The organism is Massilia sp. P1_C10, from assembly GCF_056406475.1.
Window position 1 is genome coordinate 66,848 of sequence record NZ_JBFUAC010000013.1, and the last position, 25,638, is coordinate 92,485.

The 25,638-nt window shown below is 64.9% G+C and carries 20 protein-coding genes; 8 read left to right on the plus strand and 12 right to left on the minus strand.

All coding sequences use genetic code 11. From position 1 onward, the window contains the following. Positions 1 to 91 precede the first annotated feature (91 nt). Positions 92 to 1,891, plus strand: a complete 1,800-nt coding sequence (locus AC1D02_RS21205) for a hypothetical protein (RefSeq protein WP_477320449.1) — start codon at positions 92 to 94, stop codon at positions 1,889 to 1,891. Next, complete coding sequence (locus AC1D02_RS21210; RefSeq protein ID WP_477320450.1) at positions 1,888 to 3,375, plus strand: hypothetical protein; 1,488 nt, start codon at positions 1,888 to 1,890, stop codon at positions 3,373 to 3,375. The genes AC1D02_RS21205 and AC1D02_RS21210 overlap by 4 nt, the downstream gene beginning before the upstream one ends. Here AC1D02_RS21210 and AC1D02_RS21215 read toward each other — a convergent pair. From AC1D02_RS21215 to AC1D02_RS21225, 3 genes are all read right to left on the minus strand, one after another. Next, a complete protein-coding gene (locus AC1D02_RS21215; protein ID WP_477320451.1) occupies positions 3,372 to 5,855 on the minus strand; it encodes a TonB-dependent receptor plug domain-containing protein in 2,484 nt (827 codons plus the stop codon). The two genes, AC1D02_RS21210 and AC1D02_RS21215, sit on opposite strands and share 4 nt — an antisense overlap. Positions 5,856 to 6,044: 189 nt before the next feature. Continuing rightward, positions 6,045 to 6,824, minus strand: coding sequence for a spermine/spermidine synthase domain-containing protein (locus tag AC1D02_RS21220; RefSeq protein ID WP_477320452.1), 780 nt, complete (start codon positions 6,822 to 6,824; stop codon positions 6,045 to 6,047). Between the two features lie 149 nt (positions 6,825 to 6,973). After that, entirely contained in the window at positions 6,974 to 7,615 is a 642-nt protein-coding gene (locus tag AC1D02_RS21225; RefSeq protein WP_477320453.1) for a pyridoxamine 5'-phosphate oxidase family protein, read from the minus strand. A gap of 92 nt (positions 7,616 to 7,707) precedes the next feature. Here AC1D02_RS21225 and pdxR point away from each other — a divergent pair, with 92 nt between their 5' ends. Then, positions 7,708 to 9,147 carry a MocR-like pyridoxine biosynthesis transcription factor PdxR gene (pdxR, locus tag AC1D02_RS21230; RefSeq protein WP_477320454.1) on the plus strand — a complete coding sequence of 480 codons (1,440 nt, stop codon included), beginning with the start codon at positions 7,708 to 7,710 and terminating at the stop codon, positions 9,145 to 9,147. Between the two features lie 2 nt (positions 9,148 to 9,149). On the opposite strand, the gene AC1D02_RS21235 is transcribed toward pdxR, so the two are convergent. The 7 genes from AC1D02_RS21235 to AC1D02_RS21265 form a co-directional block, all read right to left on the minus strand. Further along, complete coding sequence (locus AC1D02_RS21235) at positions 9,150 to 10,478, minus strand: sensor histidine kinase (RefSeq protein ID WP_477320455.1); 1,329 nt, start codon at positions 10,476 to 10,478, stop codon at positions 9,150 to 9,152. Beyond that, positions 10,475 to 11,809 (minus strand): sigma-54-dependent transcriptional regulator, encoded by a 1,335-nt coding sequence (locus tag AC1D02_RS21240; protein ID WP_477320456.1) that lies wholly within the window; start codon positions 11,807 to 11,809, stop codon positions 10,475 to 10,477. The genes AC1D02_RS21235 and AC1D02_RS21240 overlap by 4 nt, the downstream gene beginning before the upstream one ends. A gap of 30 nt (positions 11,810 to 11,839) precedes the next feature. Continuing rightward, the gene (locus tag AC1D02_RS21245; protein WP_477320457.1) at positions 11,840 to 13,084 is read right to left on the minus strand and encodes an ABC transporter permease; all 1,245 of its coding nucleotides are present in this window, start codon (positions 13,082 to 13,084) and stop codon (positions 11,840 to 11,842) included. Positions 13,085 to 13,093: 9 nt separating this feature from the next. Then, the gene (locus tag AC1D02_RS21250) at positions 13,094 to 14,416 is read right to left on the minus strand and encodes an ABC transporter permease (protein WP_477320458.1); all 1,323 of its coding nucleotides are present in this window, start codon (positions 14,414 to 14,416) and stop codon (positions 13,094 to 13,096) included. A gap of 9 nt (positions 14,417 to 14,425) precedes the next feature. Beyond that, positions 14,426 to 15,142 (minus strand): ABC transporter ATP-binding protein, encoded by a 717-nt coding sequence (locus tag AC1D02_RS21255; RefSeq protein ID WP_305507670.1) that lies wholly within the window; start codon positions 15,140 to 15,142, stop codon positions 14,426 to 14,428. Between the two features lie 29 nt (positions 15,143 to 15,171). Then, complete coding sequence (locus AC1D02_RS21260) at positions 15,172 to 16,440, minus strand: efflux RND transporter periplasmic adaptor subunit (protein ID WP_477320459.1); 1,269 nt, start codon at positions 16,438 to 16,440, stop codon at positions 15,172 to 15,174. A gap of 131 nt (positions 16,441 to 16,571) precedes the next feature. Next, complete coding sequence (locus AC1D02_RS21265) at positions 16,572 to 17,702, minus strand: acetyltransferase domain-containing protein (protein WP_477320460.1); 1,131 nt, start codon at positions 17,700 to 17,702, stop codon at positions 16,572 to 16,574. A 100-nt stretch (positions 17,703 to 17,802) separates the two neighbouring features. On the opposite strand from AC1D02_RS21265, the gene udk reads away from it, so the two are divergent. After that, on the plus strand, positions 17,803 to 18,444 hold the full coding sequence (gene udk / locus AC1D02_RS21270; protein ID WP_477320461.1) for a uridine kinase: 642 nt from the start codon (positions 17,803 to 17,805) through the stop codon (positions 18,442 to 18,444). A gap of 229 nt (positions 18,445 to 18,673) precedes the next feature. On the opposite strand, the gene AC1D02_RS21275 is transcribed toward udk, so the two are convergent. Together AC1D02_RS21275 and AC1D02_RS21280 are read right to left on the minus strand one after the other, a co-directional pair. Continuing rightward, a complete protein-coding gene (locus AC1D02_RS21275; RefSeq protein ID WP_477320462.1) occupies positions 18,674 to 18,928 on the minus strand; it encodes a hypothetical protein in 255 nt (84 codons plus the stop codon). An 83-nt stretch (positions 18,929 to 19,011) separates the two neighbouring features. Beyond that, on the minus strand, positions 19,012 to 20,808 hold the full coding sequence (locus AC1D02_RS21280; protein WP_477320463.1) for a phosphoethanolamine transferase: 1,797 nt from the start codon (positions 20,806 to 20,808) through the stop codon (positions 19,012 to 19,014). 367 nt (positions 20,809 to 21,175) lie between these two features. Here AC1D02_RS21280 and rpsL point away from each other — a divergent pair, with 367 nt between their 5' ends. From rpsL to tuf, 4 genes are all read left to right on the plus strand, one after another. Further along, positions 21,176 to 21,559 carry a 30S ribosomal protein S12 gene (gene rpsL, locus AC1D02_RS21285; RefSeq protein WP_025603541.1) on the plus strand — a complete coding sequence of 128 codons (384 nt, stop codon included), beginning with the start codon at positions 21,176 to 21,178 and terminating at the stop codon, positions 21,557 to 21,559. A 116-nt stretch (positions 21,560 to 21,675) separates the two neighbouring features. Then, a complete protein-coding gene (gene rpsG / locus AC1D02_RS21290; protein ID WP_305507696.1) occupies positions 21,676 to 22,146 on the plus strand; it encodes a 30S ribosomal protein S7 in 471 nt (156 codons plus the stop codon). A 114-nt stretch (positions 22,147 to 22,260) separates the two neighbouring features. Then, on the plus strand, positions 22,261 to 24,366 hold the full coding sequence (fusA, locus tag AC1D02_RS21295; RefSeq protein ID WP_477320464.1) for an elongation factor G: 2,106 nt from the start codon (positions 22,261 to 22,263) through the stop codon (positions 24,364 to 24,366). 66 nt (positions 24,367 to 24,432) lie between these two features. After that, positions 24,433 to 25,635 (plus strand): elongation factor Tu, encoded by a 1,203-nt coding sequence (tuf, locus tag AC1D02_RS21300; protein ID WP_477320465.1) that lies wholly within the window; start codon positions 24,433 to 24,435, stop codon positions 25,633 to 25,635. Positions 25,636 to 25,638: the final 3 nt, after the last annotated feature.

Here is a 25,638-nt window from a genome sequence, read left to right on the forward strand (position 1 = left end):
GCGCGCTGTCCTGCGCCGGCGCTGGCCGCTGTGGCTGGGCGTTCTGCTGCCATGGTTACTGCGGCGGTCGGGGTGGGGACTGCTTGCTGCCTTGATTTTCGTTCTGACCGACGCTTTCCTGCTGCGCCGGCGCGTCGCAGCCAACTGGTCGCGCTGGCTGGACGGCGCGTTGCCGGAGCTCGAGGACAGCAGCGCCTTGCTGGAGAATGCGGCCACTCCGCTGGCCGTTCTGCAGCGCGAACGCCTTGTTGGCCGGCTGCGCGACAAGGACCTGGCGGCGGTAGCGCGGGCCCGCGTGCGCGGCAGCTATCACTGGATCGCTGTCAGCCTTCTTGCCGCCGCCGCGGTATGGATTCCGCATCCAGGCGAATGGGCGCCGCCGGCGGCTGCGAAGGCGCCGATGCCGGCTGCCGCCCCCGCCGTTATCCTCATGCGCATCGCGCCGCCTCGTTACACCGGCATGGCGCCGTTCGAATCCGCGCCGCGCGACCTGCTCGTGCCGGAGCGCAGCGAGGTGCGTTGGTGCGGCCAGGGCGCAATCGAACTGAGCGACGGCCAGCATCTCGAGGCGGGCGCCGAATGCGCGCGCTGGACCGCCACCGAATCGGTGTTCTGGCGCTGGCGCGGCGCGCGCTACAACCTGCGCGTCAAACCCGACCTGCCGCCGCAGGTCACCATTTCCAAGCCGTCCGACATGGTCCAGGTGCTTGCTGCCGGCACCGGCAGTGTTGCGATTGCCGTGTCGGTGCGCGACGACTATGCGGTCACGCGCGCCACCATGCACCTGACCTTGGCGCGTGGCAGCGGCGAGAACATCCGCTTCAGCGACCGCGAGGTGCCGCTGCCTGCCGCGAACGATCCGCGCGCGCGGGACTGGTCGAAGCAGTGGAGCCTCTCCGAACTCGGCATGGAGCCCGGCGACGAGCTGTATTTCTTCGTGCGCGCCAGCGACAACGCCGAGCCGCCGCACGCCGTCCAGTCGCCCACCTACACCTTGCGGCTGCCTGGCCTGGTGACCGCCGACGACGAAACATCCGCGCTGCCGATGCTGGTCAAGCCGGAGAACCTGCGCAGCCAGCGCCAGGTGATCATCGACACCGAGCAGCTGCTGGCGGATATCAAGGCGCAGCCGAATCTGGCCGCGGCAACGGTGCGCAGCCGCAGCGAATCGATCGCCGCCGACCAGGCCCAGTTGCGGCGCAGGTATGGGCAGTTCCTCGGCGAGGAATCCACGCTGTTCGGCGGCGACGAGCACGAAGCCCATGAGAAGAACGAGAAACAGGACGTGCTGCACGAGTTCGGCCACGCGCATGACCAGGCCGAGAACGCGACGCTGTTCGACGAAGGAACGAAGAAGGTTCTGCGGCGCGCGCTGTCGGCGATGTGGGATGCCGAGAAGGCCCTGCGCGCGATCAAGCCGTCAAGCGCGCTGGCGCCGGAGCACAAGGCGCTGGAGGCGATCAAGCAACTGCAGCAGGCCGACCGCATCTATCTGCACAAGACGGCGTTCGCGCCGCCGCCGATCAAGGAAGAATTGCGCATGACGGGCGACGTGGTGGGCGCCAAGGGCTATCGCCGCGAGCAGGGCGCCGCGCATGACGCGGTGCCGGCCGAAGTGCGGGAACTGCTGCGCGCACTGGGCGGCGATGGCGCGCTGCCGGCGCTGTGGAGCCGCACCGCGCACGACTGGATCCGCGCGCACGTCACCGCCGACGAGCAACGGCTGCAGGCGCAGCGCGCGGTGCAGGACGTGGGCGATGGCTGCATGCCATGCCGGCCGGTGCTGCGCGCGTGGCTGCGCGGCGCGATCGCCGATGCGCCAGTACTGCTGCAAGCGGCGCCGGCGTCCGCCACGCCGTTCGAGCGCGCATGGCGCAAGGCGGCGCGATGATGATGATCGCAATCGCACTGATCGGCGCTGCCAGCGCCGGTATCTACGCCTGGCGGCGTCGCTGGATCGACGCGCTGCTGGTGGCGCTGGCCGCCGTCGCGCTGGCCGGCCTCGCGGGCAATTTCCAGCTGCCGGGTCAAGCCGCGACGCCGATGAAGGTAAACGGCGATGGGCTGCGCGAATCCGAATGGCGCGACCTGCCGGCGCGGGCTTTGAGCTGGGCGCGACCCGTTGAAGGCGAGATGCGCCTCGACTTCCCGCGCCGCCTGTCGCTGGGCCGTATGTTCACGCTGACAGCCACACTCGCCGGCGCAACCCGCGTGCAGCTCCTGGCCGAGAACGGCCAGGTCCTTGCGGAGGGTACCGGCAGCGCAAACAGGGTCAGCGTGCAGTGGCTGCCGCCGGCGGCGGAACTGCTGGTGCTGCGCGCGCGCCTGTTCGATGCGGCCGGGAAGATTCTGGCGGAGGGGCCGGTGCCGGTGCAGGTGGTCGATACGCCGCCGCTGCAGGTGCAGGGCCACTTCGGCGCGCCGTCGTTCGACGTGCGCGTGCTGAACGACCTGCTGACCAACAGCGGCGCGCTGCTCGACTGGCAGGTCGCGCTGGGCAAGACCGTCACGCGCAACGAAACCGCGCGATCGGCGGCGGCGCCGAACCTCCTTCTGGTCGATGCGGCCTGGTTCGAGCACGCCGCCGACAGCGCGCGCGGCGCCTTGCTGGCGCAGGTCGCGCAAGGCACTCCGCTGGTGATCCTGGGCGCCAACGCGGCCGATCCAAAGCTGTGGCAGCGCGCCGTGCAGCTCGACCTGAAACCGCAGCCGGAAAACCGCACGGCGGGTCCGCTGGCCATGCCGGTGGCGCCGTTCAATCCAGCCGGACCGAATGAAGGCGCCTGGTCCGGCGATGGCGCGGTGTGGTCGCGCCAGTGGCAAGGCGGCCGGATCGCCTGGGTCGGCGTGGGCGACTGGCACCGGCATGCGATCGCGCAGCCGCAGCAGCTTGGGATTTGGTGGCAGGGCGTGCTGGACGCGGCCGGCGTGCGCCGCGAAGAAGAAGTCGTATGGGAGCTGCCGCGCGAGATGCCGCTGCCGGGCCAGCGCGTCGAACTGTGCGCGCGCGGTGTGCGCGGCGACGCCGTGTTCCCGGCATTGAATCAGAAGGCGACATGGCAGCGACGTCCCGACAAGGCCGACGCTTCATGCGTTGCGGTTTGGCCGCGCCAGACGGGATGGCTGAAGGTCGAGGGGCAGCAGCCGCAGTATGTCTACGTCTTTGCGTCAGGCGATTGGCCGCTGTGGCAGGCCGCAGAAAGACGGGACGCGACGGCGCGCTTTGCCGCGCGTACGCCCGTGGGATCACAGGCTATAAGTGAGCGCATGCCGGACTGGCCGTTCGCTCTGGTGTTTGCGCTGGCGATGCTGATGCTGTGGTGGCGCGAAAAAAATGGGATCAGGTCCGTTGTACCTGACCCCGATGCGGCTTAGAACGCGTAGTCTACTTTTGCATACCCGGAGCGGCCGTTAATGCCGATCGGGCAGGTCTCCCAGCAATGCGTGAATCCCAGCTGCGGGAACGGGAAGGCCTTGGTCTTGTCCCACTCGGTCGGGTAGGTATTGAAGATGTTGTTCGATCCGACCGACAGGCTGAGGCGCTTGGTGAAGGCGTAGCGCAGCGACAGGTCGACCAGCCACTTCGCTTCCCAGGTCTGGATGAACGGCGCGGTGAATCCCTGGCCCTGGACTTCGCCGTAGTAGTTGGCGCGGGTGTTCAGGTTCCATGGGCCGACCGTGTAATCTGCGGCGATCACGTGGTGCTGGCGCGGCTGGCCGCGTTCGATCAGGGTCACCTGCGAATCGTCGAACAGCTGGGCGCCGGTTAGCACGGGCGACTGCGAATGGCGGTTCTTGACCTTGGTCTGGTTGAACCCGAGCTGGCCGGAGAGCACCAGCGTCGAACCGGTCCACCTGGTGGTGTGCTCGGCCTTAAGGTCGAAGCCGTCGGTGGTGGTGTCGATCGCGTTGGTGAAGAACTGCGCCTGGCCGACCTTCAACGGATCGAGGATCGCCTTGATCGGGCATGCCGCGGCGGTCGCGCAAGGGCCTGACTCCGGCGCGATATTACTCGAGAAGACAATCCGGTCGTCGATGTTGGTGCGGTACAGGTCCGCGGTGACCGAGAAGTTGGTCATCGGGCGCAGAATCATGCCGATGCTGGCGCTCTTCGAGGTTTCCTGTTTCAACGGGGCGATGCCGAACGCCTTGGTGACGGCGCTGCCTTCGCGCGCGGTCAGGGTTTCGGTCAGCACGCCGGCCGAATTCAGGTTGGTCGACACCGAGCTGTAAAACTTCTGCTGCACGCTGGGTGCGCGGAAGCCGGTCGAAACGCTGCCGCGGAAGCCGATCGCCTTCGACGGATCGAAGCGGGCGCTCAGTTTTCCGGTGGTCGTGTTGCCGAAGTCGGAATACTTCTCGTGGCGTACCGCGGCGGCGACCAGCAGCTGCTGGGTGAGATTGTGTTCCAGGTCGAGGTACACGGCGATGTTATGGCGTCCCGCGTCGACCGCGGTGCCCGGCGTGTAGCCCGGGAATCCCTGGGCGCCGGAGGCGGCGATGCCCCCGGTCTGGTCGAAAATCTTGATCGCCGGGTTGTTCGTGCGCCCATACTGGTAGGAGACCGGATCGCCCGCCTCGATCGCGTAGTTGTCGCGCCGGTACTCGAAGCCGGCGGCGACGAACACCTTCGATGCGCCGAACTCCATCGGGCCGCGCACGTCGGCGTTGAAGGTGGTCTGGTCGAATTTCAGCTTGCCGGTGTCGGCTTCGAGCGGCGATTCCGCATAGATGCCGCCGCCCGGTTTCGGCTCGTACCAGTAGCTCACGTTGATCGAATTACGCTCGTGGAAACCGAGTTCGCTGTGGCCCTGGTTGACGCTGATGTCGAACTTCCAGTCGTTGGCCAGGTCGCGCTTGAAGCCGACCGCCAGCGACGCGTCCTTCACGGTGGTCATGATGTTCGGCAGGAAGCCGTTCGGGTACACGGCCGGCACGGTGCGGCCATCGCCCTTGGAGCGGAAGAAGCCGGCCGAGTCGCCAGTGCGCTTGGAGACGCCGCCGAACGCATAGAACTCGCCCGCCTTGTCGAACGGGAGGCCGGCGTTCCACCACAGGTAGGCGTCCTTGGCCAGGCTGTCGCCGATGCGCTGGGTCACGCGCGGCGGATCGACGCGCAGTGTGTCGAGGCCGGCGCGGTTGGTTTCGCCGCGATGGCGTCCTTCCAGGGTCAGGTTCAGGAAGCCGCCGTCCGAGCCCAGCGCGAAGCCGGTATTGGCGCTGCCGGACACCAGGTCGCCGTCGCCCTTGGAGGTGGTGCCCACGGTGCCGCTCAACTGGGTTTCGTTGGTCTGCGACTTGAGCACGATGTTGATCACGCCGGCGATCGCGTCGGAGCCGTATTGGGCGGCGGCGCCGTCGCGCAGCACCTCGATGTGATGGATCGCCGATAGCGGGATCGCGTTGATGTCGGTGCCGGCCGAACCGCGTCCGATGGTTTGCTGTACGTTGACCAGCGCCTGCTGGTGGCGGCGCTTGCCGTTGACCAGCACGAGGAGCTGGTCGGGCCCGAGGCCGCGCAGGGTGGCCGGCCGGATGATGTCGGTGCCGTCGCTGATGAAGGTGGAGGTGAAATTGAATGACGGGTCGAGCGTTTGCAGCAGCTTGCCCAGTTCGAGCGGGCCCGCGGCCTGCAGGTCCTTGGCGCTGATCAGGCCCACCGGCACTGCGGTATCGAGCGCGGTCTTGGCGGGCGAGCGCGAACCGAGCACCACCACCGATGGCGTGGTGTCGTCCGATGCGCGCACTTGCGGGCTGCTCGCTGGCTCCTGCGCGCCGGCGTGGTTCAGGGCTGCCAGCATCGCCGTGGCGAGCAGGGTGCGGTTCAGGTTGACTGTTGCGATGCGTCTCGTCATTGCGTCTCTCTTTTCATAGTATTTCCGGGGATGCCCACACGGGTTCGGCCCGTGTTGCCCCAAAGATACTATAGGACGCAAGTCGTATGTACAACCGCGATTCGCCAGCTGTTGTTTTTTATAAATTTTTAAGCAACATTGCAGCCGGGATAGCTATAAAACGGGTGGTATTTACGTCCCTTGCCGCCGCTATTCCTGCTGGTCGTGCATCCACTCCTTGAGACCTGTTACCCAGCCCTTGGCCGGCAGGTTCATGCCGCGCTTGATCGCGTTAGCCCGTTCGTACAGCACGCTGAAGTCGATCTGCGGCGCGCGCTTGAAGGCGATCACCACAATGTTCGCGTCGTGCACCTCGGGCAGCCAAACCACCGCGTCGAACACCTGCTCCATCGCCTGCAGGTTGATGTCGTAGTTGGCGAAGTCGCCAAACACGTTGGCGGTCATGATGCCGTCGTCGGTCAGGCAGTCGAAGCAGCCCCGGTAGAATTCGGGCGAGTCGAGCACCGGCCCGCGCGCTTCCTCGTCGTACAGGTCCACCTGCAGCACATCCACCGTATTCCGGTTGGCCGGGTCGAGCACGAAGTCGAGGGCGTTCATCTCGCGCACAGTCAGGCGCGCGTCGTCGGGCGGCAGCTCGAACAGCGCGCGGCAGATCGCGATCACGTTCGGATTGAGTTCCACTGCCGTGACGCGGGCGCCGGGCAGGCGCCGGTAGCAGAACTTGGTCAGCGCCGCACTGCCGAGGCCCAGCTGGACGATGTGGCGCGGCTGTTCGAGGAACAGCATCCACATCATCATCATCTGGATGTATTCGAGCTCGATCGCATCCGGCTTGTCGATCCGCATCGCGCCCTGCACCCAGGAGGTGCCGAGGTGCAGGAATCGCACGCCGCGAAATTCGGTGACGGTGGCGGGGGGGTGACCGGGCTGCTCGAAGCGGGCGTCGACGATGTGACTTGTGGAAGGCATGGCGGAGGGAGTTGAAGCGCAGGCCCATCTTACCAGAATGGCCGCCGTGCCACCCCGGGGTCAGGTCCGGCGGACCTGATCCCATCTCTCGACGCCGGCGCTGAAAGAACCACCCCAGGTTCGATACCTTGGCTTAAACGATATTACCCTCAGGCCCGCCAGGCCGCGACATACTCGGGCTCGTCGACGGCGCACGTTTCGTGCGGCACCGGCGCCGCGCGCAGGTGCGCGAACGGCAGCTCGCCCACCCAGGCCGCGATGTCCATGTCCTCCGCATCGTCCTTCGGCCCGCCGCTGCGCACCTTGCACGCCGCTTCGTCAAGCGCGATGCGCATCACCGTGGTCGCCGCGAACTCCTTGTCGTTCCCGGGCCGCACATCGGCCGCGCGGCCCGGCGAGATCTTGTCCATGAACGCATCCATCGAGGCGCGCTTGGCGGCGTCGCCGTCGACCCGCTCGAACTGGCCGTAGATCATCGCCGAGCGATAGTTCATCGAGTGGTTGAAGGCGGCGCGCGCCAGCACCAGGCCGTCGAGATGGGTGATCGTCACGCACGCCTGCACGCCTTGCGACAGCAGCTTGAGCAGGCGCCCGCCGTTGGAGCCGTGGATGTACAGGTGCTCGCCTTCGCGCCAGCACGCGGTGGGGATGCAGTGGCTGCCGCTGTCGTCGTAGAACGCAATGTGGCACAGCCAGGCGGCGTCGATGATCGCGTGCAGCGTGGATGGCTGGTAGTCGGCGTTGTTGGCGATACGGCGGATGCGGGTGCGTTCGGTCGGTGCGGCGGTCATGGCAATCCTGTCAAATTGATCTGGCTCCAATATAATGCGTTGCTGGCTCTGACAAAAGATCCATCGATAGACTATTTTTTAGCGCCACGAAAATGGATTACGCGCTGCTGGTCGCGAACTTCTCCGCCACCCATGACACTGCCGGCTGGCCGCGCCAGCGCCTGCTGCACGAGTGCCTTCGCGCGGCGATCCGCCGCGGACAGCTGGCCCCGGGCACGCGGCTGGCCGCGAGCCGCGCGCTGGCGGCAGAACTCGGCGTCGCGCGCAACACGGTGCTGTATGCCTACGACCAGCTGGCGACCGAGGGCTACGTGGCGCCGGACCGGCGCGGCACGGTGGTGGCGCCGCTGCGCATCGCGGGCGCCGCGCGGCCGGCCGCGGCGCCCGCGAGCCTGTCGCGCCGTTCGCAGCGCCTGCGCCCGGCCGCGCCGCAATCGAGCCTGCAGGGTGGCTTTGCGCCGGGCGTTCCGGCGCTGGACGAGTTTCCCGTGACCTTGTGGCGCCGCCTGCTCGACCGCGCGTGGCGCGGGGTCGTTGCCGCCGCCCTCAATTACGGCGACCCCGCCGGCGAGCCGGAACTGCGCAAGGCCATCGCCGACCATTTGCGCGCGGCCCGCGGCGCCGACTGCGTGCCTGGCCAGGTCTTCATCACCACCGGCACCCAGAATGGCCTCGACCTGTGCGCGCGCGCTTTTGCAGATTCCGGCGACAAGGCGTGGATCGAGAATCCGGGCTACGGCGGCGCGCTGGCGGCATTCCGCGCGGCGCAGCTCAATGTCATTGGCATACCGACCGACGAAGGCGGCATCGCGCCGCAGGCGGCCGACTGGCGCCGCCATCGCCCGCGGCTGATTTACACGACGCCGTCGCACCAGTATCCGACCGGCTGCGTGCTCGGGCTGCAGCGGCGCGTGGCGCTGATCGAGCATGCGCGCGCGGCCGGCGCCCTGATCGTCGAGGACGACTACGACAGCGAATTCCGCCACGACGGGCCGCCGCTGCCGGCGATGCAGGGGCTGGCGCAGGACGCGCCGGTGGTCTACCTGGGCACCTTCAGCAAGACGATGTTCCCTGCGCTGCGGATCGGCTTCATGGTGGTGCCGGCGGCGCTGGCTGACCCCCTCGGTGCGCTGCTGGCCGGGTCGGCGCCGCAGGGACGGATCGCGGAACAGCGTGCGCTAGCCGAATTCCTGCGCGGCGGCCACTTCGCGCTGCACCTGCGGCGCATGCGGCGCCTGTACCGGCAGCGGCGCGACGCGATGGTCGCCGCGCTGTCGAATCACTTTGGAGATCGGGCTACCATTCATGGCGGTTCGGCCGGGATGCACCTGGCGCTGCAGTTCAGCGATCCGTCGGTTGACGATGCGCGGATCGCCGCGCTGGCGCTGGAGCGCGGGATTGTCGCGCACGCGCTGAGCATGCATGCGACGAGTGCGCGCGCGAACGGCTGGAACGGACTGCTGCTTGGCTATGCGCAGGTGCCGGCGGATGAAATCGACGCGAAAATAAAACAGCTCGCGGCGCTGGTGTAGCTCTATGCGGGCAAGATCAAGGTGACGGTCAGCCCGCCGCCTTCGCGATTGCCCAGCGTGATACGCCCGCCGTGCGCCTCGGCGATCTCGCGCGCCAGCGCCAGTCCGAGCCCGGTGCCGCTGCGCTTGGTCGAGTAGAACGGCACCAGCGCATTGGTCAGCACCGCTTCGTTCATGCCCTGGCCGCGGTCCATCACTTCGATCCGCAGCATGTCCAGCACGCGCGCAATGCGCAGCTCCACCTGCTCCGGCGGCGAGCCGGATTCGTGCGCGTTCTTGAGCAAATTGAGCAGCGCCTGCTCCATCTGCGCCGGGTCGATCGACGCAGGTTCCGGTGGCGCTTCTCCGATCAGCTGGAACTGCACCTGCGAGGCCAGATTGGCGATGAAGTCGTCCCACGAACAGGCTTCGATGCGCGGCGTCGGCAGTTTGGCGAAGCGCGCGTAGCCGAGGATGAAGCTCTCCAGGTGGCGCGTGCGTTCCTCGATGGTGGCAAGGATCTGCGGCAGGCGCTCGGTCTGGCCGCGCCGCACCAGCTCCGCGCCGGAGTGGGCGAGGGAGGTCAGCGGCGCCAGCGAATTATTCAGTTCATGGCTGATCACGCGGATCACCTTTTTCCAGGTCTGCACTTCCTGGCGCCGCAGTTCGGTGGTCAGCTGGCGCAGCAGCAACAGTTCGTGGCGCCGGCCGTTCAGGCTGAAATTGCGGCGCGCCAGGTGGTACACCTCTTCGTCCTCGCTGTCGCCGCTGGTGAACAGGCCGTCGCCGCCGCGCGCAACCGCTTCGCGCAAGGCGATACTTGACTGCTCAAGTATCTCGTGCAGCTGATGGCCTTCCAGTTTGCGGCCCTGGTTCAGCAGCTGGCGCGCGGCCACGTTGGCGTACACGATGATGCGCGTGTCCGCCACGCTTTCGGCCACCAGCAGCATCGCCACGGGGGTGTTCTGCACCATCGTGTCCAGCAACAGCTCGCGTTGCATCAGGTCGAGCCGCTGCTCGCGCAGCACGTGGCCAAGCGCGTTGTGGGCCGCGATCAGGTCGGACAGTTCGTCGTTCTGCGGCCAGTGAAGGCTGAAGGAAAAATCGCCGTCCTTGTAGCTGGTGACGGTGCCCTCCAGCGCGCGGAACAGCGACAGGATCGGCTGGATCTGCGCGCGGATCGTGATGATCGCGATCGGCACCACGCATACGGCGGACAGCACGAACACCAGCGCCGGACGTCCCGGCAGCAGCTGGTCGAGGCCCAGCGCAATCAGGATTCCCATCGCCGACAGCGTGCCGACCAGCGCCGACCAGCGGGTGACCAGCGAAAGCCGCAAGCCGGGTTTCATCCCGGACGGGCGATGCCGAGGCGTTCCATGCGCCGGTACAGCGCCTGGCGCGACAGCCCGAGGTCGGCGGCGGCCTGCGCCACCACGCCGTTCGCGCGCGCCAGCGCCTGCGCGATGGCGTCGCGGTCCGGCTCCGCCTCGATGGCCGGCGCGGCGTTCGCCGGCAGCCCGAGGTCGGCGGCGTCGATCGTCGGCCCTGTGGCCAGCAGGCTGGCACGCGCCATGACGTTTTTCAGCTCGCGCACATTGCCCGGCCAGCCGTGCGCCAGCAGCGCCGCTTCCGCGCGCGGCGTGAGCTGCTTGCGGCCGGCGAGGAAGCTGTTCGCCAGCGGCAGGATGTCGCCCGGCCGCGCGGCCAGCGGCGCCAGCCGCAGCTCGATCAGGTTGAGGCGGTAGAACAGGTCTTCGCGGAAGGTGCCGGCGCGGATCATCGCCGCCAGGTCGGCGTTGGTCGCGCTGATCACGCGCACCTTGACCTGGCGCTCGCGGTTCGATCCGAGCCGTTCGAAGCGCCCGGTTTCGAGCACCCGCAGCAGTTTCATTTGTCCGGCCAGCGGCAGGTTGCCGATCTCGTCGAGGAACAGGGTGCCACCGTCGGCCGCTTCGAACTTGCCCTCGCGCGCTTTCGAGGCGCCGGTGTAGGCGCCGGCTTCCGCGCCGAACAGTTCGGCCTCGATCAGTTCGGACGGCAGGGCGCCGCAATTGAGCACCACGAAGGGCCCGTCGCGCACCGCCGAATTGGCCTGGATGATTTCGGCGATGCGTTCCTTGCCGGTGCCGTTGGGACCGGAGATCAGCACAGGCACGTCGGCGCGCGCGACCTGGCAGGCCAGGTGCAGCACGCGCTCGGTGGCGGGATCGCTCCACACCATGCCGCGCAGGTCGAAGTTGTCTTCGAGCTCGTGGCGCTGGCGCCGTTCCCGCTGCACGCGCTGGGCCAGCGCGCGATTGGCCTGTCCCAGTTCGATCAGGTTGGTGACGGTGGCGATCAGGCGGTTGTCGTTCCACGGCTTGGACAGATAGTCGGCCGCGCCGGATTTGACCAGGTCCACCGCGGCGTCGAGGTGGGTCCAGGCGGTCAGCAGGATCACCGGCAGGTCCGGATAGCGCTGGCGGATGTCGCGGAACAGCTGCTCGCCTTCCTCGCCGGACGTGGTGTCGGCGCTGAAGTTCATGTCCTGGATCACCAGGTCGACCTGCGCGCGCTGCAGCACCGCCAGCCCTTCCTCCGGCGAAGCGGCGCGCAGCGCGTCGATGTCATGCAGCGAGAACAGCACTTCGAGTGCGATTGCTACCGCGGCGTTGTCGTCAATGATCAGGACTGTAGGCATGGCCGATAGCATAACATCGCAAAGAAGGCGTCAGGCACTCCGGGTTGCGGTCGCCGGCGAAATCGTCGCCGCGCGCCAGGCCGGCCCGTACACCGCCAGCGCCCCCAGCGCCCAGAACACGCCGGCGCCCACCAGCAGGTATTCCAGCGGCAGCTTGGCCATCTCGAGCTTCGTCACCAGCAGCTGGTTCAGGCCGATCGCCATCAGCACGCCGGCCGCCACGCCGGCGCTGGTGATCATGAAGTTCTCGGTCAGGAAGTAGCGCAGGATGTCGACCCGCCGCGCGCCCAGTGCGCGCCGCACGCCGATCTGCTTGCGCCGCTGCGTGACCCACAGGCTGGCCATGCCGACGATGCCGCTGGCCGTGATCAGCAGCAGCAGCACGCTTACCGTGATCAGCATCCACGACAGCGCGTTGTCGGCGCGGTAGCGTTCCTTGCGGTCGTTGGCATTGGTCTTCACGCGCAGGATCACCGGATCCTTGGCGTTGCGCAGCAGCGCCGCTTCCGCTTCCTTCATCACGCGGTCCAGCTGGCCGGTTTCGGCGCGCATCGCGTAGACGTCGCCGAAACCGTGCGACAGGCGCATCGGCACGATCGTCGAAAATTCGCCGCGTTCGGATACTTCCGCCCCCTGCGTTTGCAGGCGCTCGACCACGCCGACCACCGGCCCGCCGATGGCTTCCGCGCCGGTGCCGAAAAACAGCGTCTTGCCGACATAGCTGTCGGCAGTCGGCCACACCTTCTTGCCCAGCGCGCGCGTGATGATGATCGCTTTCGGCGCCGACGCCTCGTCGGTGGTCGTGTCGTTGTCGACTTCGATCACTTCGTCGGGCCGGAAGTCGCGCCCTTCGACAAGGTTCAGGCCCCAGGTCTTGACGAGCGAGTCGGGCGAGAAGTAATACGACGAGTCGGCGCTCGGGCGCAGCTGCTTGCGGTCGGCGGCGACGCTGTTGGTACTGCCGTTGCGCGTCAACGGGATCTGGTTGACGTAGGCCACCGACGTGACGCCGCTGACCGCGGCCAGCGTCGCCGTCTCCGACTTCTGGTTGGCGATCTGCTGGTTATGGTCGCCCGGGCGCAGGTGCCGGACCTGGATGTAGAACAGCGAGTTCTCGCCGGCCAGGCCGGAAGGGCGCGCCGCCACGGCCTGGCGCAGGTTCACGATGTGCAGCGCGTTGGCCAGGATGGCCAGGCTGAGGGCCACCTGCAGCGCCACCAGGATGGCGCCGGTTTTACTGCGCAACAGCGCCGACAGGATAGGACGAATTTCCATGATGTCTCCCTATTGCGATTTGAGTTGGATGGCCGGCGTGACCTGGCAGGCGCGCCAGGTCGGCAGCAGGCCGGCCAGCATCGCGGCGGCCAGCGACAGCACGAACGTCAGGGCCAGCATCGGGATGTCCATGTGCGCGACGACGCCCATCTGCTTCGATTGCATCGCGATCAGCGCCAGCGCGCCGAACGACAGCAGCAATCCGAGCAGGCCGCCGGCCAGGCCGACCACCGCGGTCTCGGTCAGGAACTGGCGGAAGATCTCCTTGCGCGAGGCGCCCAGCGCGCGGCGAATGCCCACTTCCGAGGCGCGCACCGAGAACTTTGCCAGCAGCAGGCCGATGGTGTTGACCAGGCAAAGCAGCAGGAAGCCGAACGCCAGCCACGCCGCCAGCTTGCTGTCGTTGCCGACCACCTTGCGGTGCTCGAGCCACTCCATTACGTCGAACAGCTTGTTCGGCGCCTTGCGCTTGAGGCGTCCCAGCTTGCGCTGGTCGTCGGCGTAGTTGTCCAGGTAGCTTTGCAGCTCGGCGCGGTCGGCGCCGCTGCGGGTCTCGAAGAAGAACTGGATCCAGGTGCACTCGGAATTAAGGAGGCCCTGCCAGCCAGGCTCGCGGCGCGAGCTGCAGCTCATGCTGCCGTTGTGGCCCGTTTCGTGGCGGATCGCGGTAGCGAACGGGATCATCACTTCATCTTCCTGGCCGAAGGCGCCCGGCCCGCCGATCAGGCGGTAGAACTTGGGCAGCGGCTGGTAGTTGTCGAGTACGCCGACGACCTGGAAGTCCTGGCCCATCATGCGGATGCGCTGACCCACCGGATTGATCGCGCCGAATACTTTTTCGGCGATTGCGCGGCTCAGCACGACGACGTCGGCGCCGCCCTTTTCGTCCGCCTCGCTCCACGGCTGGCCGTACAGGAAGGGCACATCGAACATCGCGAAGAAGTCCCGTGTGGGCGCGATGCCCTGCGTCGAAATTACCGGCAGATCCTTGCGGGCCGGCTCGATCGGCGCGGCGATCCCGTAGATCGCGGTGCGGCGCTCGCCATGTCCGCCCTTGAGCAGGTTGGCCGCGTCGATGTAGCTCATCTGATCGTTGGAGCCGTTGGAGTCCGGATTGGCAGGGTTGTAGCCTTCCAGCTGGCCGTTGTCGATCAGCGGCACGAACAGGCGCTCGCTCTTTTGCGGAATCGGATTGCTCGACATGACGTGCAGGATGGTGATGGTCGACACGCTGGCCGCCACGCCGACCGCCAGCGTCAATATCATCAGCGCGGTCAGCGCCGGATTGCGGCGCAGGCTGCGCACGCCCAGTTTGAAGTAGTAGGAAAACATCGCCGCTCCTTATGCGCTGTGGACCGCAGCCTTGGCGTCGAACAGCGACGGCGCCTTGCGCACCAGGTCCGACACCTGGCCGTCGATGATGTGCACGTTGCGCTGCGAGCGCACCGCAAGTTCCGGGTCGTGGGTCACCATCAGGATGGTGGTGCCCTGGGCGTTGATTTCTTCCAGCAGCTCCATGACGCCGCGCGCCATCTGGGTGTCGAGGTTACCGGTCGGCTCGTCGGCCAGCAGCAGCTTCGGGCTGCCGGCCAGCGCGCGCGCGATCGCCACGCGCTGCTGCTGGCCGCCCGACAGCTCGGCCGGGTAGTGCTTCATGCGCGAAGCCAGGCCGACTTTCGCCAGCGCGTCCTCGATGCGCTCCTTGCGCTCGCGCGCGTTGAAGCCGCGGTAGCGCAGCGGCACGTCGACATTATCGAACAGCGACAGGTCGGGGATCAGGTTGAAGCCCTGGAAGATGAAACCCAGCTTCTCGTTGCGCAGGCGCGAGCGCGCGTTGTCGTCCATCCCCTTGACGTTGACGCCATCGAGCACGTATTCGCCGTCGGTGAATTCCTCGAGCAGGCCGGCGATGTTCAGGAAGCTGGTCTTGCCCGAGCCGGACGGGCCGGTCACCGTGACGAATTCGCCCTGGTTGACCTGGATTTCGAAGCCGCGCAGCGCATGGGTTTCGATCATGTGGGTGCGGTACACCTTGGAGAGATTGGTCATGCGCAGCATGGGACTTCCTTTCAGTGTGAAGTTTGTTGTTACTTGTTGATGGAGACGCGCGCGGCGTTGGCAAACGTGTCGGTGCCGGCGATGACGACCTTGTCGCCCGGCTTCACGCCGGACAGGATTTCGACCGCGGAGATGCTGGTGGCGCCAATCCGGATCGGCGTGCGCACCGCGATCCCGTCGTGCATGACATATGCGAAGCGGCCGCCTTCGCTCTCGACGAACGGGCCGCGCGGCAGCATCACCACGTTCGGCTTCTCTTCGATCAGCAGGCGCGCGGACACGCGCTGGTTCTGGCGCAGGCCCTTCGGCTGCTCGCCGTCGAAGCGCACCCGCGCCAGCACCTGGTTCTTCACCACTTCCGGCGACAGCGCCGACAGCTTGCCGGTGGCGCGCGTGTCGCCCAGCTGGATCTCGGCGTTCATGCCCAACCCGATGTCGGCCATGAACGTTTCCGGCACTTCGACTTCGACTTCGAGCTTGGACAGGTCGACCAGTGTCATGAGCGGCGTGTTCGGCGCCACCACGCTGCGGTTCTGCACATTGAGCGTGCCGACGAAGCCGTCGACCGGCGCGCGCACGGTCAGCTCGTCGAAGCGGCGCTGCGCGTTGGCCAGCGACAGGCGCTGGCGATCGAGTTCGTTGACCTTGGTTTTCAGCGCGAGCGCGACGTCGTCGCTTTCGAGGCCGGCCGCCTTGGCCGCGTGGCTGGCGCGGATCTGCGCCGAGTTCAGCGCGTCCTTGGCCTTCTGGTAGTCGATCTTGGCGATGATGCCGACGTTGGCCACGCTCTCGTAGCGCTCCAGCGTGCGCTGGGCCGACAGGCGGTCGATTTCGGCGGTGTCGGCCTCGCGCTGGGCCAGCAGCTTCTGCTTCTTCGCGAGGATCTGCTGGCGCGCGACTTCCGCTTCCAGCTGCGAATACGAGGACTGCTCGCGCTTCAAAGCGTCGGCTAGGTCGGGCGATTCGAGCACGGCCAGCACGTCGCCTTTCTTGACGGTGTCGCCGGCATGGGTCTTGAGCGTGACGGTCGACTGCGCGGTGGAGTACAGGGTCGGGCTGATCGCGGCGACCACGCGGCCGTTGACCGATGCGTCGCGCACGATGGTGCCGACGGCGACGTCGGCGATGCGCAGGCGCGCCACGCTGACCGACTGTTCGCTGCCGCGCCAGGCCGACAGCATCATCGCGGCGCCGCCGGTGATCGCGATGGCGACGGCTGCCCAGATGGCGCGGCGCTTGTAAGTCTGCGCCGGCGCGGGAGCGATGACGGCGTCTTGGTGTGAGGTGTCGCGGATCATGGGAGCAATGGTGTTTGGCAAATGCCATTCATCATGCAGGATCCGTGCCAGTGCTTAAGTCATTGATAACTAAGCGAAATGCTGCGCTAGCGCCGTGTCCGCGGGCGTCCGGCGCGGACACTGTCCGCCGCTTAGCCCGGGGCGGCGGCCAGTTGCGGAGCGCCGCGGGCGCGCCAGCGCAGCCACAGGATGGTCAGGCCGGCCATCAGCGCGATCACGCCGATCCAGGCCGCGTACACCACCAGCAGCGACGGCTCGTAGCCGGCGGGCAGCTTGGGCCCGTTGTTGTCGAACTGCGGCACGGCGCCGAAGCGCAGGGTGTAATACACGTTGCCGAGGAAGTGAGCCAGCGCGATGTGGATCACGTAGAAGAACATGGGCGTGCGGCCGAACAGCGTCAGCAGCTTCACTTCGCGGATGCGCTCGAACCACGCCAGCAGTGCCAGGCCGATGCTGCCGGTGACGCACAGGTACAGCAGCGACGGCGGGTATTTGTGCACGCGCATGAAGGACATGAAGTCGAACATCGCCCCGCGGCCTTGCGGCGACCACGGGTCGGGGTCGCCGTAGAAATTACCGGAGCGGAGGACGACGAAGGCAATCATCAGCACCGCGGCCGCGCCGAGCAGGAAGCGCTGGCGGCGCGCCTGGTCCCACAGGAACACGGGTCCGAGCGCGTAGCCGGCCGCGATCAGGCCAAGCCACGGCATCAGCGGATACATGAACATCACGCCGAAGTTGTCGCCGATCGGCTGGAAGCGCTGGTCGTGCCAGGCTTTCCACAGCCAGCCGGCCGGGTGGTAGTTGTCGAGCAGGTTGTGCGGCAGGATCAGCAGCGCGGCGACCAGCGCGATCGCGGGGCGCGGCAGCCACACCAACAGCGCCAGGAAGATCATGCCGGCGCCCAGCGCCCACAGCACCTGCATGATCACGACTTCGTAGCCGAGTTGCCAGCTAAAGCTGATCCAGGTCGCTTCGAGCGCCAGCAGCATCGCGCCGCGGGTGGCGAGGTAGCGCGACAGGGCGGGGATGCCGGACCCTTGGCCGCGCAGGAAGGCCGAGCTGCCGGCGAGCAGGACAAAGGAGGTGGCGCAAAGGTGGGTGATCCATCGCGTCCAGAACCAGGCCGGTGTGGTGTGGGCCAGGTCTTCCGGCTGGAACGGCGTGAAGCCGAAGAAGTCGCGCACGTGGTCGAGCGCCATCAGGACGATAACGAAACCGCGCAGCATGTCGATCGCGGTCAGTCTGGACGTTTTTTGCATGGATAGCTCCATTGTCGTTGTGACAGCAGAGTATCATGCGCGACGAGTCAAATGAAGGCTTGTCCTGTCGGTCCGGCCGCAGCTCCGGTATCATGCTCGGATGAATCAGATTCCTTTCCAACCGTTTATTATCGGCGTCGCTGGCGGCAGCGGCAGTGGCAAATCGACGGTGTCCCAGCAAGTGCTGTCGTCGTTCGGCGCGAATATGGTTTCGGTCGTCATGCAGGACGACTACTACCGCGATCAAACCGATCTCACCCCTGAAGTGCGCCGCAGGCAGAACTACGACCATCCGCAGGCGTTCGACTGGCCGCTGATGGTGCAGCACGTCCAGGCCTTGCGCAATGGTGAAGCGATCGAGATGCCGGAGTACGACTTCACGATCGACAACCGCTCCAGCAAGACCATTCCAGTCAAGCCCGCACCGGTCATCGTGATCGAGGGCCTGTTTGCCTTGTATGACGCCGACCTGCGCAAGATGATGTCGCTGAAGATCTTTGTCGACACCGCCCCCGACGTGCGCTTCATCCGCCGCATGCAAAGGGATATCAACGAACGCGGCCGCACGGTCGAGAGCATCGTCGGCCAATACCTCGAAACGGTGCGCCCGATGCACAAGCAGTTCATCGAGCCGACCAAGCGCCACGCCGATGTCATTTTGCCGCACGGCGCGAATGGCCCGGCGGTCGATGTCATTACGACCAAGGTGGCGAGCGTCATCGGCCAGATGAAGCTGCTCTGATACCAGAGACAGCGAATTGCACGCCTGGCCCCGTCGATCCCGTCGGCGGTTACTTCGTCACGGGAGACGGCACGGATCCGTCAATGATCACCACACGCATGCCGAGCACTTTCACCGAGTTGAGCCGGGATTGGCATAACGACAGTTCCTGTTGGACTAATGCCGGCCGCGTGCCAGTTCTGGCGGCGAGGCGGCTCATCCTCAGTCAGTAGCTGGCTATACGAAAACGTTACTCCCGTTCGGCGCCTTCAATTTGCGTCCGCCTACGTTCGGGCCTGGGGTCTGTTTCGTGGAATGCCGCCACAAACATCATCAGTACGTCGGGTTCGATCTGGGTGTGCCCCAACTCCAGCACCTCTGCTGCAATTTTCGACAGGTCCAACGGCTGCTGACCCTCGGTCGCCTGGTACATCGCCTGGCGGGTTATGCGGCCCAGCTTGAACGCCATTTCCGCCATCGTCGTCTTCTCTTGATCGTGCATCATTTCTCCTGTGTTGACCGAGTATACCGATTGGTTGGCATTACTGGCCACGCGCATGCGCAACAAGGTGGGAGACGGGCGGCACGCTACTTTTCCTGCTTGAGCGGCTTGTCCTTGTCGATCACTTCGCGGCAATCGCCCTTGAAGGTGGCGTTGTCGTAGTTGGCCCAGCCGTAGCTGTCGACCAGCCGCTTGTGCTGCTTGAACTGCGCGCTGAGGAAGCTCCACTCCAGCGTCTCCGCCGGATACCGAATGTCCGCCATGTCCAGCAGGGTGTGGAACATGTTCTCGGTCGCCAGCCGGGCGCTCTTGTGCCGCGCCAGCTGCTCGACCTTGCCGGGATAGCGCGCCTGGTACTGGTCCGAATACCAGACAAACGCCGGCACGTGGAAATCGTATTGCGTGTTGTGGCCGTGGAAGGCCAGCCGGCAGCTGTCATCGTACAGCGACTGCCCATGGTCAGACACGTACAGCATCGCGGCGCGCTGCTGCGACTCCTTCATCCGGCCCACCAGCTGCGCCAGGAACCAGTCAGTATACAAGATGCTGCTGTCGTAACTGTTATTCAGCTGCGGCTTGACCTTGATGTCGGTGTAGACCGGCTTGTCGATGCCGAACAGCGATGGCTGCCACTTGTCGAACTGCTTCGGATAGCGCTGGCTGTAGTTCCAGTGGCTGCCCAGCGAATGGACCACGATCAGCTTTTTCTGCGCCTTGTCGGCCAGCGCGTTCCTGAACGGATCGAACAGCACCGAGTCGAAGTTCGAGCTGTTGGTGAAACCGCCCAGGTTGAGGAACTCGATCACGTCCGCTTCCTTGGCGAACACGGACACCGGCGTGTCGAACTTGCCGAACGAGATCTGGTTCGACAGCCAGAAAGTCTTGAAGCCGGCCTCTTTATAAGCGGTGATGAAGGACTTCTCGGAGAAGCCGTCCTTCAGGCTTTGCGTGGCGCGCTTGCGTGAAATGATCACCGGCACCGACAGGCGCGTGGCCGACACCGCGGTCACGACGTCGGGCAGCGCCACGAGGTTGGCTTCCTGGCGCAGCAGCGGATTGGTGTCGCGCGCGTAGCCGTTCAGGCTCCAGCGGTCGAAGCGCGACGACTCGCCGAGCACCAGCACCACGGTTTCCGGCTCGGCGTCGGGCGACTGCTGGTGCGCGCCGAAGCGGAAGCTGGCGCTGCGCCGCCCCAGTTCGGCCAGGTAGACGCGCTCCTTATAGAACTCGACGCCGCGCGAGGCCAGGCCGAACGGCCAGGACTGCGCGAAGGCGTCGAATTCGACCGGCATGCCGGCCCAGCGCGGCAGCGGCGGCATTTTCAGGCCGGTCCGCGCGGCCGGCTTCGGCGCGGCGGCCTTGGCGCTGGCGGCGGCCGCCTTGGGCACGATGCCGAATTCGTCGCCGTAGGCCCACACCGCGGCGCCGAGCGCGAGCGCCGCCAGCGCGACCCAGCGCGAGCTGTCGGCCCAGTCCAGCGCGCGCGTCTTGCGCGCGACGCGGAAGCTGACGATGAACCAGGCGACGGCGCCGAGCATGACGGCGGCCATCAGCCAGACTTTTTGGCCGAGGAATTCGAGCGCTTCCTTCGGGCTGGTCTCGGCGATGATGCCGAGGTGGTGGGTGGAGATGCCCTGGCCGTAGTAGGTAATCAGGTACAGCTCGGTGGGCAGCGCGATGAAGGCGGGCGCCAGCAGCCAGTGGAAGTACGCCGGGCGCTTGAACGCGGCCCACACGGCGACCCAGGCGATCGTCTCGATGCCGAGCAGCTGCCACGGACGCTCCACGGGCTGGCCGAGCAGCAGCGGCACGAACGGCACCGCCGACAGCGCACTATAAGTAAGCAGCAGGAACAGGTGGGCGGGACGCAGCAGGGATCGCATGAATTGGCGGAATCGGGAAAAGGCGCCTATTATCTGACACATTGCCTTGCTTGGGGTCTGGTCCTGCGGAGCCACGCGGACGCCGGGTCCCCATCTTCGCGGTGCGGCGTGCAAGCAACAAATGGGGTCAGGTCCGCAGGACCATACCCCGGTGGCACGTTGTCAGCCGGTAAACCTGTTGACCCGTCCCGCGAACGGGCTTATACTCGCGAGTTCTCGAATTTATTCTGCACATCGAACGCATTGACGGCCGCTCCCTTGCTGAGTGGCTATTCGCGCCTCCCTTGTCAGTCGGTACGGGACTAGGTTTTAGTCCCCGGGCGTCAGCCCGGGTTATTCATGTTGTATCTTTGTTGGATTTATAACGATGCCAACCATCAATCAACTGATTCGCAATCCACGTGTCGCCTTGACCGTGAAAAGCAAATCGCCGGCGCTGGAAAACAGCCCGCAAAAACGTGGTGTCTGCACCCGTGTGTACACGACGACTCCAAAGAAGCCAAACTCGGCTCTGCGTAAAGTCGCCAAAGTTCGCCTGACCAACGGTTTCGAAGTCATTTCGTACATCGGCGGTGAAGGCCACAACCTGCAAGAACACAGTGTCGTGCTGCTGCGCGGCGGCCGTGTGAAGGACTTGCCGGGTGTGCGTTACCACATGGTTCGCGGTGCACTGGATACCCAGGGCGTGAAAGACCGTAAGCAAGCTCGTTCCAAGTACGGTACGAAGCGCGCTAAAGCTGGTAAGAAGTAATTTTCTTACCCATTAATTGAGTTGAACCGATCGTAATGGTCGAGTAAGTGGAGGCTATGATGGCCTACCGCGAGTGCTGCCTCAGCGCGCTCAACTGAAGACTGAAAGGAATTGAAATGCCACGTCGTCGTGAAGTCCCCAAGCGCGATATCCTGCCGGATCCAAAATTCGGCAATACGGATGTCGCCAAATTCGTCAACGTTCTGATGTTGTCCGGCAAGAAGTCGGTCGCTGAAAACATCATCTACGGTGCTTTCGAGCACATCAAGCAAAAGTCGGGCAAAGATCCGCTCGAAGTGTTCGCGCTGGCAATCAACAACGCCAAGCCGATGGTCGAAGTCAAGTCGCGCCGCGTCGGCGGCGCCAACTACCAGGTGCCGGTCGAAGTGCGTCCAGTCCGTCGTATGGCCCTGTCCATGCGCTGGCTGCGCGAAGCTGCCAACAAGCGCAGCGAGAAGTCCATGCCACAGCGCCTCGGTGGCGAGCTGATGGAAGCCGCTGAAATGCGTGGCGGCGCAATGAAGAAGCGTGACGAAGTTCACCGCATGGCTGAAGCGAACAAGGCGTTCTCGCACTTCCGCTTCTAATCAATTGGCCAACCCCTTTCGGGGGCGCGGCCATGTATCTGTTGTTCGAGGCCGGGCTCATTTTGTTCACAAAATGCCGCTCGGTTTTGTCCATTCAAAGATTTAGGAATATTTATGGCACGCAAGACCCCCATTGAGCGCTACCGCAATATCGGTATCTCCGCTCACATCGATGCTGGCAAGACCACCACGACCGAGCGCGTCCTGTTCTACACGGGCGTGAACCACAAGATTGGCGAAGTGCATGATGGCGCGGCCACCATGGACTGGATGGAGCAAGAGCAGGAACGCGGCATCACCATTACCTCGGCTGCGACGACCTGCTTCTGGAAAGGGATGGCTAACAACTTCCCTGAGCACCACATCAACATCATCGACACCCCGGGCCACGTCGACTTCACCATTGAAGTCGAGCGCTCGATGCGCGTGCTCGACGGCGCCTGCATGGTTTACTGTGCAGTCGGCGGCGTGCAGCCACAGTCGGAAACCGTATGGCGCCAGGCCAACAAGTACAAAGTGCCGCGTCTGGCCTTCGTCAACAAGATGGACCGTACCGGTGCGAACTTCTTCAAGGTCTACGACCAGATGCGCGCGCGCCTGAAGGCCAACCCGATTCCGCTGCAGATCCCGATCGGCGCCGAAGAGAACTTCCTCGGCGTGGTCGACCTGGTCAAGATGAAAGCCATCTTCTGGGACGACGCGTCGCAGGGCATGAAGTTCGACTACCGCGACATCCCGGCCGAGTTGAAAGACCAGGCTGACGAGTGGCGTCTGAAAATGGTCGAGGCAGCTGCCGAGTCCAGCGACGAACTGATGAACAAGTATCTGGAAGAAGGCGACCTGACCGAAGCCGAGATCAAGGCTGCCTTGCGTGCGCGCACGCTGGCGTCGGAAATCGTTCCAATGATGTGCGGCACCGCGTTCAAGAACAAGGGCGTGCAAGCCATGCTCGACGGTGTGATCGAATACCTGCCGTCGCCACTGGACATCAAGCCGGTCGAAGGCATGGATGAAGATGACCAGCCAGTCACCCGCAAGGCTGACGACAACGAGAAATTCGCTGCGCTGGCATTCAAGATCATGACCGACCCGTTCGTCGGCCAGCTTATCTTCTTCCGCGTCTACTCGGGCACGATCAAGTCGGGCGACACCGTCTTCAATCCGATCAAGAACAAGAAAGAGCGTCTTGGCCGTATTCTGCAGATGCACGCTAACCAGCGCGAAGAGATCAAGGAAGTCCACGCCGGCGATATCGCCGCCGCGGTCGGCCTGAAAGATGCGACCACCGGCGAAACCCTGTGCGATCCATCGTCGATCATCACCCTGGAAAAGATGGTGTTCCCTGAGCCGGTGATTCAGCAGGCAGTCGAGCCGAAGACCAAGGCCGACCAGGAAAAAATGGGCCTGGCGCTGAACCGCCTGGCACAGGAAGATCCTTCGTTCCGCGTCAAGACCGACGAAGAGTCGGGCCAGACCATCATCGGTGGTATGGGTGAGCTGCACCTGGAAATTATCGTTGACCGCATGAAGCGCGAATTCGGCGTCGAAGCGACCGTCGGCAAGCCACAGGTTGCTTACCGCGAAACGATCCGCAAGACCTGCGAAGAGTCCGAAGGCAAGTTCGTCAAGCAGTCGGGCGGTCGTGGTCAGTACGGTCACGTGGTTCTGAAGATCGAGCCGCAAGAGCCGGGCAAGGGCTTCGAATTCGTCGACGCGATCAAGGGCGGTACGGTTCCACGCGAATACATCCCTGCGGTCGAAAAAGGTGTGCGCGGTACGCTCAACACCGGCGTGCTGGCCGGCTACCCAGTGGTCGACGTCAAGGTCACGCTGTTCTTCGGTTCGTACCACGATGTGGACTCGAACGAAAACGCGTTCCAGATGGCCGCTTCGATGGCATTCAAAGATGGCTGCCGCAAAGCATCGCCAGTCATCCTCGAGCCAATGATGGCCGTGGAAGTGGAAACGCCGGAAGACTACGCCGGTACCGTGATGGGCGACCTGTCGTCCCGCCGCGGTATGGTGCAGGGCATGGACGAGATCCCAGGCGGCGGTGGCAAGATCATCAAAGCCGAAGTGCCGCTGTCCGAAATGTTTGGTTACTCGACCTCGCTGCGTTCCGCAACGCAGGGCCGCGCAACCTACACGATGGAATTCAAGCACTACGCTGAAGCGCCTAAGCACGTGACCGACGCAATCGTTACGGCCAAGGCTAAGTAATTCATATGGGCCGGGGGTGTCCCCGGCCTGTAATCAACAAATAAACGTCTTTTAAGGAAGAACAAAATGGCAAAAGGTAAATTCGAACGGACCAAGCCGCACGTCAACGTCGGCACCATCGGCCACGTCGACCACGGCAAGACCACCCTGACCGCTGCAATCGCGACCGTTCTGTCGAAGAAATTCGGCGGCGAAGCTAAAGCTTACGACCAGATCGATGCTGCACCAGAAGAGAAGGCACGCGGCATCACCATCAACACCGCGCACGTCGAGTACGAGACCGCAACGCGTCACTACGCGCACGTCGACTGCCCAGGCCACGCCGACTACATCAAGAACATGATTACCGGTGCTGCCCAGATGGACGGCGCGATCCTGGTTTGCTCGGCAGCTGACGGCCCAATGCCACAGACCCGCGAGCACATCCTGCTGGCGCGCCAGGTTGGCGTTCCATACATCATCGTGTTCCTGAACAAGTGCGATCTGGTCGACGACGCCGAGCTGCTCGAGCTGGTCGAAATGGAAGTGCGCGAGTTGCTGTCGAAGTATGAGTTCCCAGGCGACGACCTGCCGATCGTCAAAGGTTCGGCACGTATGGCGCTGGACGGCGACACTGGCCCAATGGGCGAGCAGGCGATCATGCAACTGGCCGACGCGCTGGACAGCTACATCCCTACGCCAGAGCGCGCKGTTGACGGCGCCTTCCTGATGCCRGTGGAAGACGTGTTCTCGATCTCGGGTCGCGGCACCGTCGTTACCGGTCGTATCGAGCGCGGCATCATCAAGGTCGGCGAAGAGATCGAAATCGTCGGCATCAAGGATACCGTCAAGACCACCTGCACCGGCGTGGAAATGTTCCGCAAGCTGCTGGACCAGGGCATGGCTGGCGACAACGTCGGTCTGCTGCTGCGCGGCACCAAGCGTGAAGACGTCGAGCGTGGCCAGGTTCTGGCCAAGCCGAACTCGATCAAGCCGCACAACCACTTCACCGGTGAGATCTACGTCCTGTCGAAAGACGAAGGCGGCCGTCACACCCCGTTCTTCAACAACTATCGCCCACAGTTCTACTTCCGTACCACGGACGTGACTGGTTCGATCGAGTTGCCAGCGGACAAAGAAATGGTCATGCCAGGCGATAACGTGTCGATCACCGTCAAGCTGATCAACCCGATCGCGATGGAAGAAGGCCTGCGCTTCGCAATCCGTGAAGGCGGCCGTACCGTCGGCGCCGGCGTCGTTGCCAAGATCCTGAGCGAAGCCAGCAAGTAATAC

Bases quoted from the DNA above. Each gene is read 5' to 3' on its own strand.
- AC1D02_RS21215 (WP_477320451.1), bottom strand. From the start codon at position 5,855: ATGACGAGACGCATCGCAACAGTCAACCTGAACCGCACCCTGCTCGCC.
- AC1D02_RS21275 (WP_477320462.1), bottom strand. From the start codon at position 18,928: ATGATGCACGATCAAGAGAAGACGACGATGGCGGAAATGGCGTTCAAG.
- AC1D02_RS21280 (WP_477320463.1), bottom strand. From the start codon at position 20,808: ATGCGATCCCTGCTGCGTCCCGCCCACCTGTTCCTGCTGCTTACTTAT.
- AC1D02_RS21260 (WP_477320459.1), bottom strand. From the start codon at position 16,440: ATGATCCGCGACACCTCACACCAAGACGCCGTCATCGCTCCCGCGCCG.
- udk (WP_477320461.1), top strand. From the start codon at position 17,803: ATGAATCAGATTCCTTTCCAACCGTTTATTATCGGCGTCGCTGGCGGC.
- AC1D02_RS21245 (WP_477320457.1), bottom strand. From the start codon at position 13,084: ATGGAAATTCGTCCTATCCTGTCGGCGCTGTTGCGCAGTAAAACCGGC.
- rpsG (WP_305507696.1), top strand. From the start codon at position 21,676: ATGCCACGTCGTCGTGAAGTCCCCAAGCGCGATATCCTGCCGGATCCA.
- AC1D02_RS21210 (WP_477320450.1), top strand. From the start codon at position 1,888: ATGATGATGATCGCAATCGCACTGATCGGCGCTGCCAGCGCCGGTATC.
- AC1D02_RS21235 (WP_477320455.1), bottom strand. From the start codon at position 10,478: ATGAAACCCGGCTTGCGGCTTTCGCTGGTCACCCGCTGGTCGGCGCTG.
- AC1D02_RS21265 (WP_477320460.1), bottom strand. From the start codon at position 17,702: ATGCAAAAAACGTCCAGACTGACCGCGATCGACATGCTGCGCGGTTTC.
- rpsL (WP_025603541.1), top strand. From the start codon at position 21,176: ATGCCAACCATCAATCAACTGATTCGCAATCCACGTGTCGCCTTGACC.
- pdxR (WP_477320454.1), top strand. From the start codon at position 7,708: ATGGATTACGCGCTGCTGGTCGCGAACTTCTCCGCCACCCATGACACT.
- fusA (WP_477320464.1), top strand. From the start codon at position 22,261: ATGGCACGCAAGACCCCCATTGAGCGCTACCGCAATATCGGTATCTCC.
- AC1D02_RS21225 (WP_477320453.1), bottom strand. From the start codon at position 7,615: ATGACCGCCGCACCGACCGAACGCACCCGCATCCGCCGTATCGCCAAC.
- AC1D02_RS21220 (WP_477320452.1), bottom strand. From the start codon at position 6,824: ATGCCTTCCACAAGTCACATCGTCGACGCCCGCTTCGAGCAGCCCGGT.
- AC1D02_RS21240 (WP_477320456.1), bottom strand. From the start codon at position 11,809: ATGCCTACAGTCCTGATCATTGACGACAACGCCGCGGTAGCAATCGCA.
- AC1D02_RS21255 (WP_305507670.1), bottom strand. From the start codon at position 15,142: ATGCTGCGCATGACCAATCTCTCCAAGGTGTACCGCACCCACATGATC.
- AC1D02_RS21250 (WP_477320458.1), bottom strand. From the start codon at position 14,416: ATGTTTTCCTACTACTTCAAACTGGGCGTGCGCAGCCTGCGCCGCAAT.